14 protein-coding genes are annotated in these 16,009 nt (G+C 75.6%); 9 read left to right on the plus strand and 5 right to left on the minus strand.

Annotated features, from left to right (window positions below; genetic code table 11):
- The first annotated feature begins 124 nt into the window (after window positions 1–124).
- From ACZ58N_RS00080 to ACZ58N_RS00090, 3 genes are read left to right on the plus strand one after another with little or no spacing between them, the layout of a single operon-like run.
- Window positions 125–760 (plus strand): ATP-binding cassette domain-containing protein, encoded by a 636-nt coding sequence (locus tag ACZ58N_RS00080; protein WP_471153599.1) that lies wholly within the window; start codon window positions 125–127, stop codon window positions 758–760.
- Window positions 757–1,626, plus strand: a complete 870-nt coding sequence (locus tag ACZ58N_RS00085) for a metal ABC transporter permease (RefSeq protein ID WP_471153602.1) — start codon at window positions 757–759, stop codon at window positions 1,624–1,626. The genes ACZ58N_RS00080 and ACZ58N_RS00085 overlap by 4 nt, the downstream gene beginning before the upstream one ends.
- Entirely contained in the window at window positions 1,581–2,381 is an 801-nt protein-coding gene (locus ACZ58N_RS00090) for a metal ABC transporter solute-binding protein, Zn/Mn family (protein ID WP_471153605.1), read from the plus strand. Before ACZ58N_RS00085 ends, ACZ58N_RS00090 begins: the two co-directional genes overlap by 46 nt.
- Before the next feature lie 64 nt (window positions 2,382–2,445).
- Here the strand turns inward: ACZ58N_RS00090 and ACZ58N_RS00095 are convergent, their stop codons facing one another.
- Both ACZ58N_RS00095 and ACZ58N_RS00100 read right to left on the minus strand, forming a co-directional pair.
- The gene (locus ACZ58N_RS00095) at window positions 2,446–4,146 is read right to left on the minus strand and encodes a class I adenylate-forming enzyme family protein (RefSeq protein ID WP_471153607.1); all 1,701 of its coding nucleotides are present in this window, start codon (window positions 4,144–4,146) and stop codon (window positions 2,446–2,448) included.
- The gene (locus ACZ58N_RS00100) at window positions 4,143–5,954 is read right to left on the minus strand and encodes a CoA transferase (protein ID WP_471153608.1); all 1,812 of its coding nucleotides are present in this window, start codon (window positions 5,952–5,954) and stop codon (window positions 4,143–4,145) included. The genes ACZ58N_RS00095 and ACZ58N_RS00100 overlap by 4 nt, the downstream gene beginning before the upstream one ends.
- Before the next feature lie 144 nt (window positions 5,955–6,098).
- Between ACZ58N_RS00100 and ACZ58N_RS00105 the strand changes: the two genes are divergently transcribed.
- Window positions 6,099–7,331: an acyl-CoA dehydrogenase family protein gene (locus tag ACZ58N_RS00105; RefSeq protein WP_471153610.1), complete on the plus strand. Its 1,233-nt coding sequence runs from the start codon at window positions 6,099–6,101 to the stop codon at window positions 7,329–7,331.
- Between the two features lie 251 nt (window positions 7,332–7,582).
- Here ACZ58N_RS00105 and ACZ58N_RS00110 read toward each other — a convergent pair whose 3' ends face one another.
- Window positions 7,583–8,776, minus strand: coding sequence for a sugar ABC transporter permease (locus ACZ58N_RS00110; protein WP_471153612.1), 1,194 nt, complete (start codon window positions 8,774–8,776; stop codon window positions 7,583–7,585).
- Window positions 8,773–9,912 (minus strand): MFS transporter, encoded by a 1,140-nt coding sequence (locus ACZ58N_RS00115; RefSeq protein ID WP_471153614.1) that lies wholly within the window; start codon window positions 9,910–9,912, stop codon window positions 8,773–8,775. Before ACZ58N_RS00115 ends, ACZ58N_RS00110 begins: the two co-directional genes overlap by 4 nt.
- 251 nt (window positions 9,913–10,163) lie before the next feature.
- Between ACZ58N_RS00115 and ACZ58N_RS00120 the strand changes: the two genes are divergently transcribed.
- The 5 genes from ACZ58N_RS00120 to nadE all read left to right on the plus strand — a co-directional run bounded on the left by ACZ58N_RS00120 (window position 10,164) and on the right by nadE (window position 14,853).
- A complete protein-coding gene (locus tag ACZ58N_RS00120) occupies window positions 10,164–10,952 on the plus strand; it encodes a hypothetical protein (RefSeq protein ID WP_471153615.1) in 789 nt (262 codons plus the stop codon).
- A 147-nt stretch (window positions 10,953–11,099) separates the two neighbouring features.
- Complete coding sequence (locus tag ACZ58N_RS00125) at window positions 11,100–11,792, plus strand: sigma-70 family RNA polymerase sigma factor (RefSeq protein ID WP_471153618.1); 693 nt, start codon at window positions 11,100–11,102, stop codon at window positions 11,790–11,792.
- Window positions 11,793–11,905: 113 nt separating this feature from the next.
- Complete coding sequence (locus tag ACZ58N_RS00130) at window positions 11,906–12,202, plus strand: hypothetical protein (RefSeq protein ID WP_471153619.1); 297 nt, start codon at window positions 11,906–11,908, stop codon at window positions 12,200–12,202.
- Window positions 12,203–12,264: 62 nt separating this feature from the next.
- Window positions 12,265–13,899 (plus strand): phospholipase D family protein, encoded by a 1,635-nt coding sequence (locus ACZ58N_RS00135; RefSeq protein WP_471153621.1) that lies wholly within the window; start codon window positions 12,265–12,267, stop codon window positions 13,897–13,899.
- A gap of 123 nt (window positions 13,900–14,022) precedes the next feature.
- Window positions 14,023–14,853: an ammonia-dependent NAD(+) synthetase gene (gene nadE / locus ACZ58N_RS00140; RefSeq protein WP_471153623.1), complete on the plus strand. Its 831-nt coding sequence runs from the start codon at window positions 14,023–14,025 to the stop codon at window positions 14,851–14,853.
- Window positions 14,854–14,910: 57 nt separating this feature from the next.
- On the opposite strand, the gene ACZ58N_RS00145 is transcribed toward nadE, so the two are convergent.
- Window positions 14,911–15,759 carry a dioxygenase family protein gene (locus ACZ58N_RS00145; protein ID WP_471155163.1) on the minus strand — a complete coding sequence of 283 codons (849 nt, stop codon included), beginning with the start codon at window positions 15,757–15,759 and terminating at the stop codon, window positions 14,911–14,913.
- Between the last annotated feature and the right edge of the window lie 250 nt (window positions 15,760–16,009).

A 16,009-nucleotide genomic window follows, 5' to 3' on the forward strand; every position in this document is an offset into this window, starting at 1 on the left:
GGATGCGCGCGATCCGCGGGCGGGTGGCGGGAACCCGGTGTGCCCGGCGTCCGACTCCTGGGGTGTGGGAGGGCGGACACCCGGCCCGGCCCACTCCCTGCTACGGAGGATCGAGGAACGCGCGATGGGCGGGTTGGACGTACGGATGCGGGAAGTGGCCTGCCGGCACGGACGGGTCGAGGCGGTCGCCGACGTGGACCTGGAGGTCGCGGCGGGCGAGCGGGTGGCGCTGACCGGGACCAACGGTTCCGGCAAGACCACCTTGCTGCGGGCCGTGCTCGGGCTGCACCGCCAGGTGACGGGTTCGATCCTGGTCGGCGGCCGGGGCACCGGTTCGGCCGCGGAGTGGGCCTGGCGGCGGCGGGCCTGCGCCTGGATCCCGCAGAAACCGGCGGCCGGCCGGTTCCCGCTCCTGGGATCGGAGCTCCTCGCCGCCGGCGCCGCCGGGGCGGAGGCCGCGGAGGCCGCCGACCGGCTCGGGGTGGGCGCGCTGACCGAACGGCCCCTGCACACCCTGTCCGGCGGCCAGTTGCAGCGCATGTACCTCGCCCGGGCGATCGGCTGCGTGGCCGCCGGGGCGCAGGTGGTCCTCGCGGACGAGCCGACCGCGGCCCTCGACTTCGACGGTCAGTCCCGGGCGGCCGACGTCCTCACGTCGCTGCCCGTCACGCTGATCGTGGTGACGCACGACCGGGCGATGGCCGGGCGGTGCGACCGGGTGCTGGAGATGGCCGCGGGCCGCCTGCGGGAGGTCCGGTGACCCTCGCCGGCGCCGACCTCGGTGAACTGCTCGGGCTGTTGGCCGTCCAACGGGCCGGCCTGGCGCTGCTGTTGGCCGCGGTCGGGCTGCCGGTCATCGGGGTGGTGATCGTGGGCCTCGACATCATGCCCGTGCGGTTCGCGATGATGCACGTGGCCCTGCTCGGCATCGCGGTCGGCCTGCTGACGGGCCTGGACCCGATGCTGTGCGCGCTCGTCGCGTGCGCCCTCGCCGGAGTGGGGGTCGCCCCGCTGGCCCGGACGCCGGACGGCCTGTCCGGGGCCATGGGGCTGCTGATGAGCCTGGCCATCGCGGCGGCGCTCCTCCTCCTGGCCGTGTCGGGGGTCAACGCGTCCGGGGCGTTCGCCCTGCTGTGGGGCTCGATCCTGTCCGTGGGACCCGCCGACCTCGTCGTCCTGGGCGCACTGGCCGTGCTGGTGCCCGGGCTGTTCTGGTGGCGTCGGCGCGAGATCGGGCTGCTCCTGTACGACCGCGAGCTCGCCGCATGCTCGGGGGTTCCCGTACGGGCCCTGACCGTGGCGCTCCTGGTCCTGGTGGCGGTGGCCGTGGCGGGGGCGATCAAACTCACCGGGGCCCTGCTCGTCGACGCCCTGACGCTGCTGCCGGCGCTGGCCGCGCGCCGGCTGGGCGGCTCGTTGAAGTCGATCACCCTGTGGGCGGTCGGCATCGGCGTCGTGGTGAACCTGACCGGGTTCGTCCTGGCCCTGTGGCTGGACTGGCCCCCCGGCCCGGTCCTCGTCCTGACGGCGGGGGCAGTCGTCCTCGCCGTGCACCTCATCCCCGAACGGAGAATCAGCTCATGGCGCCCCACCAGCTCGCCCGAGTCCCTTCCCTCCTCGCACTGAGCGGGGCCCTCCTGTTGAGCGCCGGCTGCGGAAGCGGTGGTTCCGCGGGGGAGGCCGCGCCGTCCGGCGGCGGGAAGCCGGTCGTGGTCGTCACGACCACGTGGGAAGGCGCGTTCGCCAAGGCCGCCGGCGCCGAGGACATCAAGGTGATCGTGCCGCAATCCGTGCACCACGCCCCGGACTACGATCCGAAGCCCTCCGACCTCGCCGCGGTGGCCCGGGCCGACTTCGTGCTGTACGCGCCCTTCGAGCCGTACGCGGCGAAGATCAAGGAGGCGGCCGGCTCCAAGGCCAAGTTGGTCGAGGTCAACCTCGACAACGACCCGGACGCGGTGCGCGCCGAGGTGGACGAGCTGAGCCGGCTCTTCGGTACGGAGGAAGCGGCCTCGCGCTGGAAGGCCGGGTTCGACACCTCCTACGCGCGGTTGAACGAGGAGGTCCGGGCGGCCTGGCCGGCCGGCCGGAGCCCCTCGGTCGTGACGCAGGTTTTCACCGGCTGGTCGGCGAAGCTGGCGGGGGCCACGACGGTGGGTACCTACGGGCCGGAGGCGGTGACCCCGGCCCAGCTCGCCGAACTGTCCGCGAAGAAGCCGGCGCTCGTCCTGGACAACGCGCACATGTCCACCGGTACGGTGCTGCCCGACTCGGGGGCCAAGCAGGTGACGATCGTGAACTATCCGGGAGAGGACCTCGATCTCCTGCCGGTGTACCGGAACGCCGCGGCCGAGTTGAAGAAGGCCATGTCCGGTTCCTGAACCCCGTCCGGGACGAGGAGCGTTCCCGGGGCCCGGCGGCCGATCGGCCGCCGGGCCCTTCGTGTCATCCCGCCTGCGCGAGCGGGACCGTGTCGCCCTCGTCGTCCCTGTCCATGGCCCGATCCGCGAGCAGGAGTTGGCACAGTGCGGCGCGATCGGGTTTCCCGGCCGCCGTCAGCGGCAGTTCCCGGACGATCAGGAGCCGTTCGGGGTGCTTGGACCGTCCCAGACCGCGGGCGGTCAGGTGCTCGGCGAGCGAGGCGAGCGTGGGACGGCGGGCTCCGCGGGCCACGACGCAGGCCGCGAGCCGCTCCCCCATCAGCGGGTCGGGAACTCCGACGCAGACCACGTCCCGCACGTCCGGGTGCGAGGTGAGTTGGCGTTCCACCTCGGCGGGGCTGATGTTGGCTCCGCCGCGGATGACGATGTCCTTGAGTCGACCCACGACGTGCAGGGCCCCCTCGGGGTCGAGGAAGCCGAGGTCGCCGGTCCGGACCCACCCGTCGGGGGTGCGGTAGCGGGCGTCGAGTTCGGGGGCCGCGACGTAGCACAGCGGGGTCATCGGGCCGCGCGAGATGATCTCCCCCAACTCCCCTTCGGGCAGGGGTGCGTGGGTGTCCGGGTCGGCGATGCGGATCTCCGCGACGCGGGGGTCGGGGTGGCCGGCGATGACTCCCCCGCCGTCGGTGGGCGGAACCGTGTGCGCGAGACCCGTATGACAGTTGACGCCGTCCGCCGACCCGTAGAGGTTCACGACCGGGCAGCCGAAGGCCTTCGCCGCGGCGGCCGCCGTGGTCTCGTCGAGGGGCGCTCCACCGAGGACCAGGGCGGTGGGCGCGGGCAGTTGCCCGCCCGTCGCGTCGAGGCGTTCGAGCATCATGCGGATCATGGTGGGGACGCCGAGGACATGCGTCGGTTCGTGCGCGCGCACCGCCTCGATCGCGGCGTCCGGGGTGAAGTGGTCGAGCAGGACGAGGGTGCCGCCGTGCCGGGCCAGCGTCACGGCGGTGCCGTTGGAGCCGAACGCCGACGCGAGCGGTACGAGGAACAGACAGCGCGGCGGCACGGCGCGGTCCGGGATGAGGGAGGCCAGGAAGTTGCCGCGCCCGCCGGCCAGGGCGTTGTGCGAGTAGGCGACCATCTTCGGTTCGGCCTCCGAACCGGACGAGACGAGGATCCGCGCGGCGCTGTCGGGGTCCGGTCGGGCGGGGACGAAGCCGCCGGGGTCCGACCGCATGAGCTCCCGGAGCGGCACCGTGCCCTCCGGTGCGGTCCCGGGGCCGGCGGCGATGACGTGGCGCAGGGCGGGCAGGGCGTCCGCCAGGGTGAGCAGGTCGGCGGCGTGCCGTGTGCCGCGGTGGTCGGTCACGGCGATGACGGCCACGGCGGCGGCCCGGCGCAGCAGGCACTCGGCCTCCAGCGTGCCCCGGCCGACGGGGAAGGGCAGGGCGATCGCGCCGAGGGCGGCCAGTGCCAGGTCGGCGATGACCGCGCCGCGGTCGTTGGGGAGTTGCACGCCGACCACCTCGCCGGGACGGACTCCGAGGGCTCTGAGACCGGCGGCGAGACATCGCACCTTCCGGTCGAGCGCGGTGTAGCAGAGGGCGCCCTTGGCGTCGAGGACGGCGGTGCGGTGCAGGTCGGCGATCTGACGGGCCCGGAAGAGGCTGTAGAGGTCGAGGTCGGGGCAGGTGCCGTCGACGACCCAGGAGCGGCGCAGTTCGGCGGGCAGCAGATCGTGCAGGGCGGGTCCGGTGGCGGTCACGCGAAGCTCCAGGGGTCGGGGACTGCGGGGGCGCCGTGCGGGTCGCGGCCGATGGGGCCGGTGAAGCGCGGGTCGCCGTGCAGGGCGGACAGGTCGGTGGTGACGGCCGTCGCGGACAGGGCGTCCTCGCGGAGACGGGTGAGGGCGTCGGCCGTGGAGCGGTCGCGGAGGTCGCCTGCGGCCCGGGCCGCGGCCTCGGCGTCGTCGTCGGAGGGCGCCACCCAGCCGTCCTCGGTGCGCAGCGGGCGGCGGAACCCGGCGGGCATGCGGGGGTTCCCGCCGTGGGCGGCGCGGCGCAGTGCCGGGGCGGTCAGGAGGTCGGCGGCCCCGAGGAGGGAGGAGTCCACCCGGACGCCGCGGCCGGTGCGTTCCCGGAGCAGGAGGCCGGCGAGGACGGCTTCGCCACCGAGGAGCCCGCCGAGCACGTCGAGCAGGGTCATCAGCGAGGGTGCGGCGGTTTCGTCCTCGGGGCGGACGGCCTCGCCGACGCCGGTGCGGGCCTGGACCATGAAGTCGGTGCCCATGGGGGCGTCGTCGAGGCGCCCCGCCCAGCCTCCGGTGTACGCGAACACGAGTGCGGGATTGACCGGTGCGAGGTCGTCGGCGTCCAGGCCGAGCGCGGAGGCCCTGCCGGGAGCCCAGTTGTGGAGGAAGACGTCGGCCGCCGAGACCAGTCCCCGCAGTCGGCGGCGACCGGCGGCGGCCTTGATGTCGATCTCCACGGCGCTCTTGCCCCGGTTCAGGGCGAGCCAGCGCGCGGAGACCCCCGAACAGGCGGGCGGCATGCCGCGCAGCGGGTCCCCGCCGGGCGGTTCGATGCGGATGACGTCGGCTCCGAGGAGGCCCAACAGGTGGGCGGCGAGGGGTGCCTGGATGCGGCGGCCCGCTTCCAGGACCGTCAGTCCCGCGAGTGGCCGGCCGGGAGCGGGGCCCGCCCCCGGGGTGGTCGGGGGCGGTGCGGCGCCGGGGGCCGCGGCGGGGTCCAGGGGGCCCAGCGACCAGGGGGCGGCGCCGTCGTGCTCCCCGGCGCGTTCGGCGAGGGTGCGCAGGCGGCACACCTGGGCGCCGGAGAGGGCGGCGGCCCGCATGACGGCCCGCATGGAGTGGGCCCGCGTCACCGTGTGGAGGGCGGCCGGGACGGGGGCGCAGGCCGTGGCGTAGCGGAACTGGAAGGGTCGCCAGCCGGCGCGCAGGGCGTCGGCCGGTGCGCCCAGGGCCCGCCAGAACGCCGCCCAGGCTTGCGGGTCGAGGGTCTCCAGCTCGAAGACGATCCCGTCGCAGGAGGTGAAGGGCGGTCCTCCCGGGGCGAGTTCGGCGGCTTCGGCCTCATCGGCCCCGGTGGCGGCGAGGTACTGGGACACCGCGAGGAGTCCGGCCCGGTCCGCTGTGGTGGTGACCTCGGCGGCGGCGCCGCCACGGGCCTGCCCCACCAGCCCCGCGAGCAGGCCCTGGACGGTGAGGACGGCGGTGGCCGTCGCGACGTAGTCGACCGCGAGGCCGCGCGGGGCGCCGTCGCGGCGGCCGTGCACGGACATGATCCCGGTGGCGGCCTGGACGGTGGCCTCGTCGACGAGGCCGCTGCCGGGCGGTCCCCAGGCGGTGAGCGCGCGGGCCGTCGCGAAGTCGGCTCCGGCGAGGGTCGTCCGGGCCGGGCCGGTCGAGGGCGGCGCGCCGTCGGTGGGGTGGGGGCGCGCGCCGAGTCCGCGCAGGTGCTCGGCGACGACGCCCGCGATCCGTGGGGGCCCCGAGGTGTCGAAGCGCAGTGTGTCGAGCGGCCTGTCCGTCCGCGCGGTTGCTGGTGACGCCATGCCTCTCCTCTCCTGGCGCGGCGGTGGCCCGCGCCGGGGTGTCGGCGGGAAGCGGGAACCCGGTGGCGCGTGCGCCCGACCAGTTCCACGAACAGACAGTCGGACAGTCGTTCGTACGGGTTCCCGGGACACAGGAGGAATGCAGTGACGGATCCGGAGGCCCCCACCGGGAGAGCGGCATGCCCCGCCCCCCACCCGACGGGGTTGCAGGAGAGGGTCGCCCGGTTCGTCGCCGAGCGGGTGATCCCGTACGAGACGGTGCTGGACGCCGGCGGAGCGGCGGCGGAAGCCGCGCTCGCCTCCCTGCGGGCGCGGGCCCGGGAGGACGGACTGTGGGCGCTGCCGCTCCCGGCGGAACTCGGCGGCGGCGGGCTGTCCTTCGGGGAGTACGCCGCGCTGGCCGAGGCGGAGGGTGCGAGCGACCACGGGCCGGCCGCCATGGGTTCCGCTCCTCTGCTCGACGTCACGATGCTGGCCCGGCACGGGGCGCCGCGGGTCCGCGAGGAGTACCTCGCCGCCTTGGTCTCGGGAGAGCTGCGGGCCTGCTACGCCATGACGGAGCCGGACGTCCCGGGCAGCGAGCCGTCACTGACCGGCACCCGCGCCGAACGGAACCCGGACGGCAGTTGGCTCGTCAGCGGCCGCAAGTGGTTCACCTCGGGCGCCGGGCGGGCCGACCTGGTGACCGTCCTGGCCCGTACGGGCGGCTCGCCCGGGGACCGTGAGGGGCTGTCCCTGTTGCTCGTGCCCACCGCCTCCGCGGGATTCCGCGTCCTGCGGGAGCTCCCCGTGCTCGGCGCGACCGGGCAGTACGAGATCGGCCTGGACCGGGTCCGGGTGCCGGCCGACCACCTCGTCGGCGCGGGCGGCGACGCCCTGTCCATCGCCGGTGAGCGGCTCCAACTCGGCCGTACGCTGCGCTGCCTGCGCTGGATCGGCCAGGCGGGACGCGCCTTCGACCTCATGTGCGCCCGGGCCGCCGGGCGCGGCGGTACCGGGGGCCCGCTCGCCGGGCACCAGTTGGTCCAGCAGCACGTGTTCGAAGCGCTGCTCGCGCTGCGCGGGGCCCGGTTGCTGGCCCACGAGGCGGTCGCGCTGATCGCCGCCGGGCAGGACGCCCGTACGGAGGTGGGGCTGGCCAAGGTCGCCGCGGCGCGCATGCTGCAACAGGTGACGGACTCCGCGATCCAGGTCCACGGCGCCGCCGGGCTCGGCCCGGACACCCCGCTGCCGGCCCTCTTCCGAAGCGGGCGGGCCGCCCGCATCCTCGACGGCCCCGACGAGCTGCACGTCACGTCGGTGGCCCGCCGGGTCCTGCGCGGCTACGCCCCGGGGCGGGACGGGACACGGCCCGCTCCGGCGGCCCCGGAGGGGTGAGCCGTGCGGGGCGGGGGCCCGGGCGTGTTGTGAAGGGGCGTCGGGTGCCCGAGGGGGCGCGGCCCGCGGCGTCGGGTGCCGTGCATCGCAAGGCGGAGGAACGCCCGCCCACCGGATGTGGGCGGGCGTCTCCGCCCTGCGGCGCGGTGCGGTGCGGTGCCGGGCGTCGCGGGCCGGGCGAGGCCTTCACGACACGCCACGGGAAGAAGGGAGCGGCCGGAGCGGCCCACCCGCCCACGGGCTCGCGGGCCTTACGGGTGGGTGAGGTCGACGAGGCCGCTGCGGGCGGCCAGGCCCAGGGCCAGGAAGAAGTCGCCCCAGATGAGTTCGTGCCGCACGGCGAGGGCGCGGCCCGCGTCGTAGCAGCCGTCCAGGAGCATGCCGGCCGGTCTGCCGGTCCCCGGACCGGTGACGTGCTCCCGCACCAGGTGCTCCAGGATCTCCTCCGCCCGGTGTGCGTACCGGGCGGCCCGGGGGCCGGGTGACCGGGCGAGCTTCAGCAGGGCGACGGCGGTGATGGCTGCCGCCGACGTGTCGAGCGGGTCGTCCGGCCGTCCGACACGGGCCGGGGGGACGAGCGGCCCGGGCCGCAGGGCCGGCTCGGCGAGCCTGCGGGCGGCCGCTTCCAGCCGGCCGGGGCGGTGGCCCGCGACGTCGGGGAGCAGCAGGGCATCGGCCACCGCCAGGAGCAGCCAGGCGTCGCCCCGGCTCCAGCCGGGCGCCGGTTCCGCGCAGGGCCGCCAGCCCGCCGGCTCCCCGTCGAAGCGCCAGGCGGGCGGGCGCGGGGGGCTCGGCGGGGCGTGGGGGTCGCGGGCGGCGGGGCCGCGGCGGGGATCGCCGGCCACGTCGCCGTGTTCGGGTTCGCGGGACGGCCCCAAGGGGTGTCCCGCGTCCTCCGGGCCCAGGCAGAGGTCCAGGTGGCGGTGCAGGTGGGCCGAGGCGGCGGCTGCCCCGGCCGGGCCGGCCGAGGCGAGGAGGGGCACCATCCCCGGTACGGCGTCGGCCCTGGCCAGGAGCCGCGGTCCGCCGAACGCGTCCCCCCAGGGCACGATCCCGAGTTCGGGGTCGAAGGCCGACAGGCAGGCGCGGGCGGCCCGGGCGCGCAGGGCGGCTGCGGCCGGATCCTCATCGGCCGCGGTGGTGCCGTACCAGAGGATCAGGCCGCGGGTGGCGGTGTCGGCCTCCGCCCAGGGCGCCAGCCGGGCCGACCACGCGGACGCCGCCCGCCGGTCGGTCGCGGCGCCGGTGGAGCGGGCACGGAGCCACAGCAGTCCGGCCCAGAAGCCGCCGGTCCAGGAACCGTTGCGGGTCGTCGTCCAGGTGCCGTCCGTCGGCTCGGCGTGGAGCGGGAACCGGTCGCCGACGGTCGCCCCGGTGACGGCGGCCCGGTCCAGGACGCGGTGCAGCGCTTCCTCGGCCCGCCGAGCGGGTTCGGGGGTGCTCACGCGACACGCCCCGCGCGGTCGCGCCGGGCCCAGGTGAACGCGACCGCTGCCGCCGTCGCGAACTCCGCGGCCACCAGCAGCCAGCCGGCCCCGTACCGGCCGCTCTGCGCGAGGAGCCCGAACAGGGGCGGTCCCAGGGCGAATCCGGCAAAGAACCCGGCGGCGACCAGCGCCGAGTCCTGTCCCGCCCGGCCTGGCGCGGCCCGCTGCACGACGAGGACCATCGAGACGGCGTTGCCGGACACGGCGAACACCCCCACGGCCACGGCTCCGACCCACACCAGTGGACCCACGACGAGGGCGGCGCCCAGCAGGGCGGCCGCCGCGACGGATCCGCACGCGAGCCATCCCGGGAGCCGTTCGGCGCGGCCGGGCCGGGCCGCCTTCGACCATCCGACGCGGCCGGCGATGCCCGCCACGCCCAGTACCGCGACGAGGGCCCCGGCCGTGGTCGGGCCGAAGCCCATCCGCTGCGCCCCGAACAGGGCGAGGTAGGTGTTGACGGAGGCGATCGCGGCCCCCAGGAAGAGCGAGAACACGGCCAGCCAGGCCACCATGCCGCGCGGCACGAGCGGGCCGTGCGGCACGGCGGGAGCCGGGGGCGGGTCGCCGGGCAGGGTGCGCAGCGCCCACAGGCCTGCCAGCAGGGCCGTGCCGGCCGCGGTCCACACGGCGCCCCGCAGGCCGATCCCGGCCGCGAGCACCGTCAGCGGCAACCCGGCGACGAAGGCTCCCAGTTGGACCCCGGATTGTTTGATCCCCGTCACCGATGCCCGCCGCGCGGGCGGTACCGACCGCAGGACGGCCTTGTTCGTGGCCGGGTTGGCCAGCGCCTGCGGTACGCCGCCCACCGCGACGGCGCAGAGCAGCAGGGCGGTGCCGGGTGCGGCGCCGATCAGGGCGAGCGCGGCGGCGGAGAGCAACAGCAGGGCGACCAGGGACCGGCGCGGACCGATCCGGTCCACGATCCGGCCGCCGGCCGGGGAAAGTGCCGCCGCCGTCCCGAAACCGATGGTCGTCGTCAGGCCCAGTACGGCGGGCGAGATGCCCGACTCCGCCACCAGGCGGGGGCCGAGGGCCCCGAGGACGAACAGCTGGAGCATGGAGAAACCCATGGCGCAGGTGAGAAGCGCCACCAACTGTCTTTCCTGCAAACTGACTTGCCAGTTCTCCGTTATCGCCTCGGTTTCCTCCGCCGCCACGAAAATCCCCCGTCCGCGCATGTTGAACGTCCCGGTCGACAGGGTAGGCAGTCGGGTGCGCCGGTGGATCGGTTCCCGGCGCACACGGTGCTCCGGAGCGGCCGGATCCACCTGGCACGAGAACTTGTCGGGATGTGCGCAGCGCGCTGCGCGGCTCGAAAGGCCGGTGCGAGGATGAGCCCGCCATGAAGCCGGGCCACTGTCACCGAGCCTTGCGGGCCGCGTTGTTCGCGGCCCTGTGCGTGCTGCTCGCCGCCACCGGTCACCTCCTCATGTCGGGGACGGCAGTGCCGTGGTGGGCGTTGGCGCTCGCGCCGGTCGCCCCCGCGGCGGCCGGATGGTTCCTCGCCGCCCGGGAGCGCGGGCCGCTCCGGGTGACCGCGGCGGCCGTGGCCGTCCAGGCCTGGCTGCACGCGGCGTTCTCCCTGGTGCAGGCCATCGCCCACCCCACCCTGCCGACGGGCACGCCGTTCGCCCGGCAGTGGGCGCAGTACCTGACCTGCGGCGGGCTGTCCGCCGACCCGGCGTCGGCCGGGGTTGTCGGGCCGGGTGGTCCGGGCGCGGTGTTGTTCCCGGGGGCGTCCGGCGGCGACGTACCGGCGGTGGCGGCCCACGCGCACCACGCCCTGCGCGACGCGGCACACGCCGCGTACTCCCCGGCCGCCTCACAAGTGGTGGCCGGCGGACACGAGATGGCCGGGATGTCACCGGCCGGAATGTCGGCGGCCCACCTGCTGGCGGCCGTGCTGTGCGGTCTGTGGCTCGCCCACGGTGAGCGGGCCGCCTTCCGCATCGCGCGGTGCGTCGCTGCCCGCCTGCGGGCCCCGATGCGCCTCCTGCTGCGCGCGGTCGGGCCCGCGCACCGACCTCCGGCCCGGGTGGGCCGCTCCCACCGACACCGGCGCCCGCGCCGGCTGTTCCTCGTCCACGCCATCACCTCGCGGGGGCCCCCGGCGGGAACCGCTGTCCTCTGACAGCCGGTTCCCCGAGCACGCGGCCCGCGGCCCTTCCGTACGCGCCCGCGCCGTGCCTCGGGCATCGGCCGTGCCGTCCGGCCGGCCGTACCCCTCACCGGCGCCGCTCCCGGCGGTGCCGGATCCCTTGCCTAAGGACCCGTGGCGATGACCCATGCCCTGCCCACCGTGCCCCGTCCCGTCGGCACGAGGACACCGCACACTCCCGACTCCGACGCGGCGGTGACCCGCCTGGCGCTCGCGGCCCGCGACGGCGATCCGGTCAAGACGGACCGCTTCGTGCGCGCGCTCCACCGTGACGTGTGGCGCTACGTGGCCTACCTCAGCTCCGACGCCCAGGCCGCCGACGACCTGACCCAGGACGTGTTCCTGCGCGCGCTGCGCGCGCTCCCCCGGTTCGAGGGCCGTTCCTCGGCCCGTACGTGGCTGCTGTCGATCGCCCGCCGCACGGTGGTGGACAGCCACCGGCACGCCGCGGCCAGGCCCCGGACCGCGGACCGCACCGACTGGCAGACTGCCGCCGAGCAGGCCCAGCCGCGGGGTGTGCCCGGTTTCGACGACGGCATCGCGCTGGCCGAGCTGTTGGCCGGCATCCCGGCCGAGCGCCGCGAGGCCTTCGTGCTCACCCAACTCCTCGGGCTGCCGTACGCGGACGCGGCAGCCGCCATCGGCTGCCCGGTCGGCACCGTCCGCTCCCGCGTGGCCCGCGCCCGCCTCTCCCTGACCGCGCTCCTGACGGACAGCCCGCCGGAGCCGACCGGCACGGGGCACCCGACCCACCGGCAGGTACCGCGTCCCCGCGGGGGCACGCTCGCGGGGGCCCGGCCGAGGGCGGCCTGACGGGGATACGGTCCGCCGCCCGCGCGGGCGGCGGACCGTACGGCGCGGGAGGTGATCCCGCGCACGATCGCGATCCGGCCGCGCGACACGTTCCCGGCGGTAGCTCGATGATCATGGAAACCCCCGGCCCGACCCGTGAGGAGGTCGTCGTCCGGCTGACCCCACCGGCCGACGCGCACCACGAGGTGGCCCGGCCCGTGGACCAGTTGCTCCACCGCGGTTGGTTGAGCGCCGACGACGGGCAGCGCCTGCACCTCACCGAAACCGGGGAGTCCGCCCGGTCCCGGCTGCGCGCGACGGTCACCGAACTGCGCTCGGTGGTCCACGACAGGGTGGACGACGAGGACTACGCCGCCGCCCTCAAAGTCCTCCGCCGCATGATCGCCAACGTCCGGGGGGCCACGCCGTAGGACCCGCCGTCCGCATGCGCGGGCACCGTGGGGGTAGGCGCCCGACGAGGGAGGGCTGTGAAGTGAACGTCTCCGATTGGCTGCTCACCACGCGTGACCGCGGCAATCCGGCGACGCGCCTGGATGCGCGCCGTCCGGACGCCTCGGCCTGGGCCGCGGGCAACGACGTACGACCCCTGGTGCACGGCAGCACGTACTTCCGGGAGCTGCTCGCCGGTATCCGCGCCCAGGAGCGCGGGGACCTGCTGCTGTTCACCGACTGGCGGGGCGACCCCGACGAACGGCTCGCGGGCGAGGGCACCGAGATCGGCCGGGTGCTTCGCGAGGCCGCCGGGCGGGGCGTGATCGTCAAGGGCCTCGTGTGGCGGTCCCACCTGGACGGCTTCCAGTTCAGCGCGACGGAGAACCGTCACCTCGGCAAGGAGGTCGAGGCGGGCGGCGGCGAGTTCCTGCTGGACATGCGGGTCCGGCCGGGCGGCTCCCACCACCAGAAGCTGGTCGTACTGCGCCACCCCGGCCGCCCCGAGCTCGACGTCGCGTACGTCGGCGGGATCGACCTGTGCCACGGCCGCAACGATGACGCCGCACACGACGGCGACCCGCAGGCCATCCCGTTCGCCGACGCGTACGGCCCGCGACCGCCCTGGCACGACGTCCAGCTCGCGGTGCGCGGCCCGGCCGTCGGCGACCTGGAGGCCGGATTCCGCGAGCGGTGGGAGGACCCGGCCCCGTTGACCCGGAGCCCTCTGGTCCGGCTGCGGCAGCGCGCCCACCGCGAGGACGAGCACGCCGACCGGTTGCCGCCGCAGGCGCCCGATCCGGAACCGTGTGGCACCGGGACGGTACAGGTGCTCCGCACCTATCCGAACCGGCTGTTCCGGGGCTACCCCTTCGCCCCCGACGGCGAACGCAGCATCGCGCGCAGCTACCTCAAGGCGCTCCGTCGGGCCCGGAGCCTGATCTACCTGGAGGACCAGTACCTGTGGTCCCCGCAGGTGGTGGAGCACTTCGCGCGGGCGCTGGCCGCCCGCCCCGAGCTGCGGCTGGTGGCCGTCATCCCCACCGTTCCCGAACAGGACGGGCCCGTCACCCTGCCGATGAACCTGGTCGGCCGGATCACCGCGCTGGAGCGGCTGCGCCGCGGCGGCGGGGACCGGGTCGCGGTGTACGGGCTGGAGAACCACGCCGGTACACCGGTGTACGTCCACGCCAAGGTGTGCGTGATCGACGACGTGTGGGCGTCGGTGGGCTCGGACAACGTCAACCTGCGGTCCTGGACCCACGACTCGGAGCTCAACTGCGCCGTACTGGACGCCGCGAAGGACCCGCGCGAGCCCCGCGACCCAGCCGGTCTGGGGGACGGCGCGCGGCGCTTCGCCCGGGACCTGCGGCTGGAGCTCTCGCGGGAACACCTCGACGCCGAACCGGCCCCGGGACCGGCCGCGCACGGAGCACCCGGCGCCCCGGATCCGCTCTGCGACCCGGTGCGCGCGTTCGAGCTCTTCGCCTCGTCGGCCGCGGCCCTGGACGCCTGGTACGAGGGCGGTCGCCGCGGGCCGCGGCCGCCGGGCAGGCTGCGGGCGTACCGGCCGCCGGAACTGTCCCGCACGACCAGGGCGTGGTCGCTGCCCCTGTACCGGCTGCTCGTCGACCCGGACGGCCGTCCGATGGGAATGCGCCGGCGCGGCTCGTTCTGAGGCCCGCCGCGGGCCCCTGCGTCGGAACGCGGCACCGGCGGATCCGGTGCCGGCCGTTTCGACTAGGGTCGACCGGACAGCGCGCCACGGGGCGCACGACGAACGACCACACGAGGAGCAGCCGTGAGCCAGCCGGCGTCCACCGCCCTGCAGCAGGAGATCGCCCGGGAACTCCAGGTGTCGCCGACCTTCGACGCCCAGCGGGAGATCGAGCGCCGGGTGGCCTTCCTCACGGAGCGGCTCACCTCCACCGGCCTGCGTTCCCTCGTCCTCGGGATCAGCGGCGGCGTGGACTCCACCACGGCGGGACGGTTGTGCCAGCTCGCCGTCGAGCGGGCCCGCGAGGCCGGCCACGAGGCGACGTTCTTCGCGATGCGACTGCCCTACGGCGTGCAGGCCGACGAGAAGGACGCCCAGCTCGCGCTCGGGTTCATCAACGCGGACCGGGTCCTGACCGTGGACGTGAAGCCCGCGAGCGACGCCGCCCTGGAGGCCTCCGTGGCCGGTGGCACCGTCTTCCGGGACGCCGCCCACCAGGACTTCGTCCAGGGCAACATCAAGGCCCGCCAGCGCATGATCGCCCAGTACGCGGTGGCGGGCGCGCACGACGGCCTCGTCGTCGGCACCGATCACGCGGCGGAGGCGGTGTCCGGCTTCTTCACGAAGTTCGGTGACGGCGCCGCCGACCTCGTGCCGCTGACGGGCCTGACCAAGCGCCGGGTGCGTGCCGTCGCGGACGCGCTGGGCGCCCCCTCGCAACTGGTGTGGAAGGTTCCGACGGCCGACCTGGAGACCCTCGACCCGGGCAAGGCCGACGAGGACGCGCTCGGTGTCACCTACGACGACATCGACGACTTCCTGGAGGGCAAGCCGGTCGGCGAGCAGGCCTTCGACACGATCGCCCGCCGTTACCGACTCACCGAGCACAAGCGGCAGCTCCCGATCGCCCCGTAGACGGCCGGCACCCGGGGGTCCTCCGACCGAGGGGCCGGACGCGTACCGCTCCCGCCGTCAGGACCTGCGCCAGAGGGCGGGCACGTTCGGGGGCTCCCAGCCGGGCACGGCGACGTGCGCCTGGAGGCAGGTGTAGGCCGTCGAACCGTAGGTGACCCGGTCGCCCGCACGGTACGAGGTCCCCGGCGCCCAAGCACCACCGGTCGGCGTTGCCGTGGGCGTCGGTGTGGGTGTGGGTGTGGGTGTGGGACCGGGGGTCTGCGGTACGTCCAGGACGAAGTCGTACGTGCCCTCCTTGGCCGGGCCGGCTTGGCGCACGGTCATCAGCAGACGGGCATCGAAGATCGAATCCGTGGCGTTGCGCGGCTCCCCCGGAAAGTACAACTGCGTGGTCAGCACCGGCCGGCCGGGGGCCTGCACCTTGACGTGCACGTGCCGGGTGCGCCCCGGGTAGAGCCCGGGGACGATGGTGGTGAGCCGGAAGGCGCCGGTCGCGTCGGTGAACTGGTGACCCCTGAAGCCGTAACCGGTGTTGTCGTAGGCGCCGTTCACATCCGCCTGCCAGAAGTCGAGGAGGGCTCCGGCCACGGGCAGGCACGCCCGCCCGAACACGAACCCGCTGATCGTGAGGCGGGTGCCGGGGGTGGAGGCCGTGACCAGTGAGGTGCGCCTCGGCGAGTTCGGCTTGAAGTACGGGCCCTCGGTCTGGGGCACTGTGGGGTCGTCCCCGTCGTCGCAGGCGGGGGTGAGTTCCGGCCCGGACCCGTTCGCCGTCCCGTGGTCCCGGGCCAGGGCCGCGCCACCGCCGAGGAGCAGTGGGGTGGCTCCCGCGAGGGCGGCTGCCTTGAGGAAGTTCTTGCGGCTGAGACGGCCGCCGGGGCCGGTACGACCGTCCGTGCGGGGTATGGCGCGGAGCCCTTCGGGCGGGGTGGGGAGGGACCGGCCGGTGTCCCGGTCGGGGGCTCGGTTCTCGCCGGTGGCCCGGTCCCGGTCGGAGGCTGGGTTCTCGCCGGTGGCCCGGTCCCGGTCGGAGGCTCGGTTCTCGCCGGTGGTTCGGTTCTCGTCGGTGGGCACGCGTCGACTCCTTCGTGCTCGTGTGGGGGGATGTGCCGGGTGCCGGGGCGGAGTTCCGGGCCGCGGTGGGGCGCGGCCCGGG

The sequence above is a fragment of the Streptomyces sp. NPDC040432 genome, assembly GCF_055595445.1.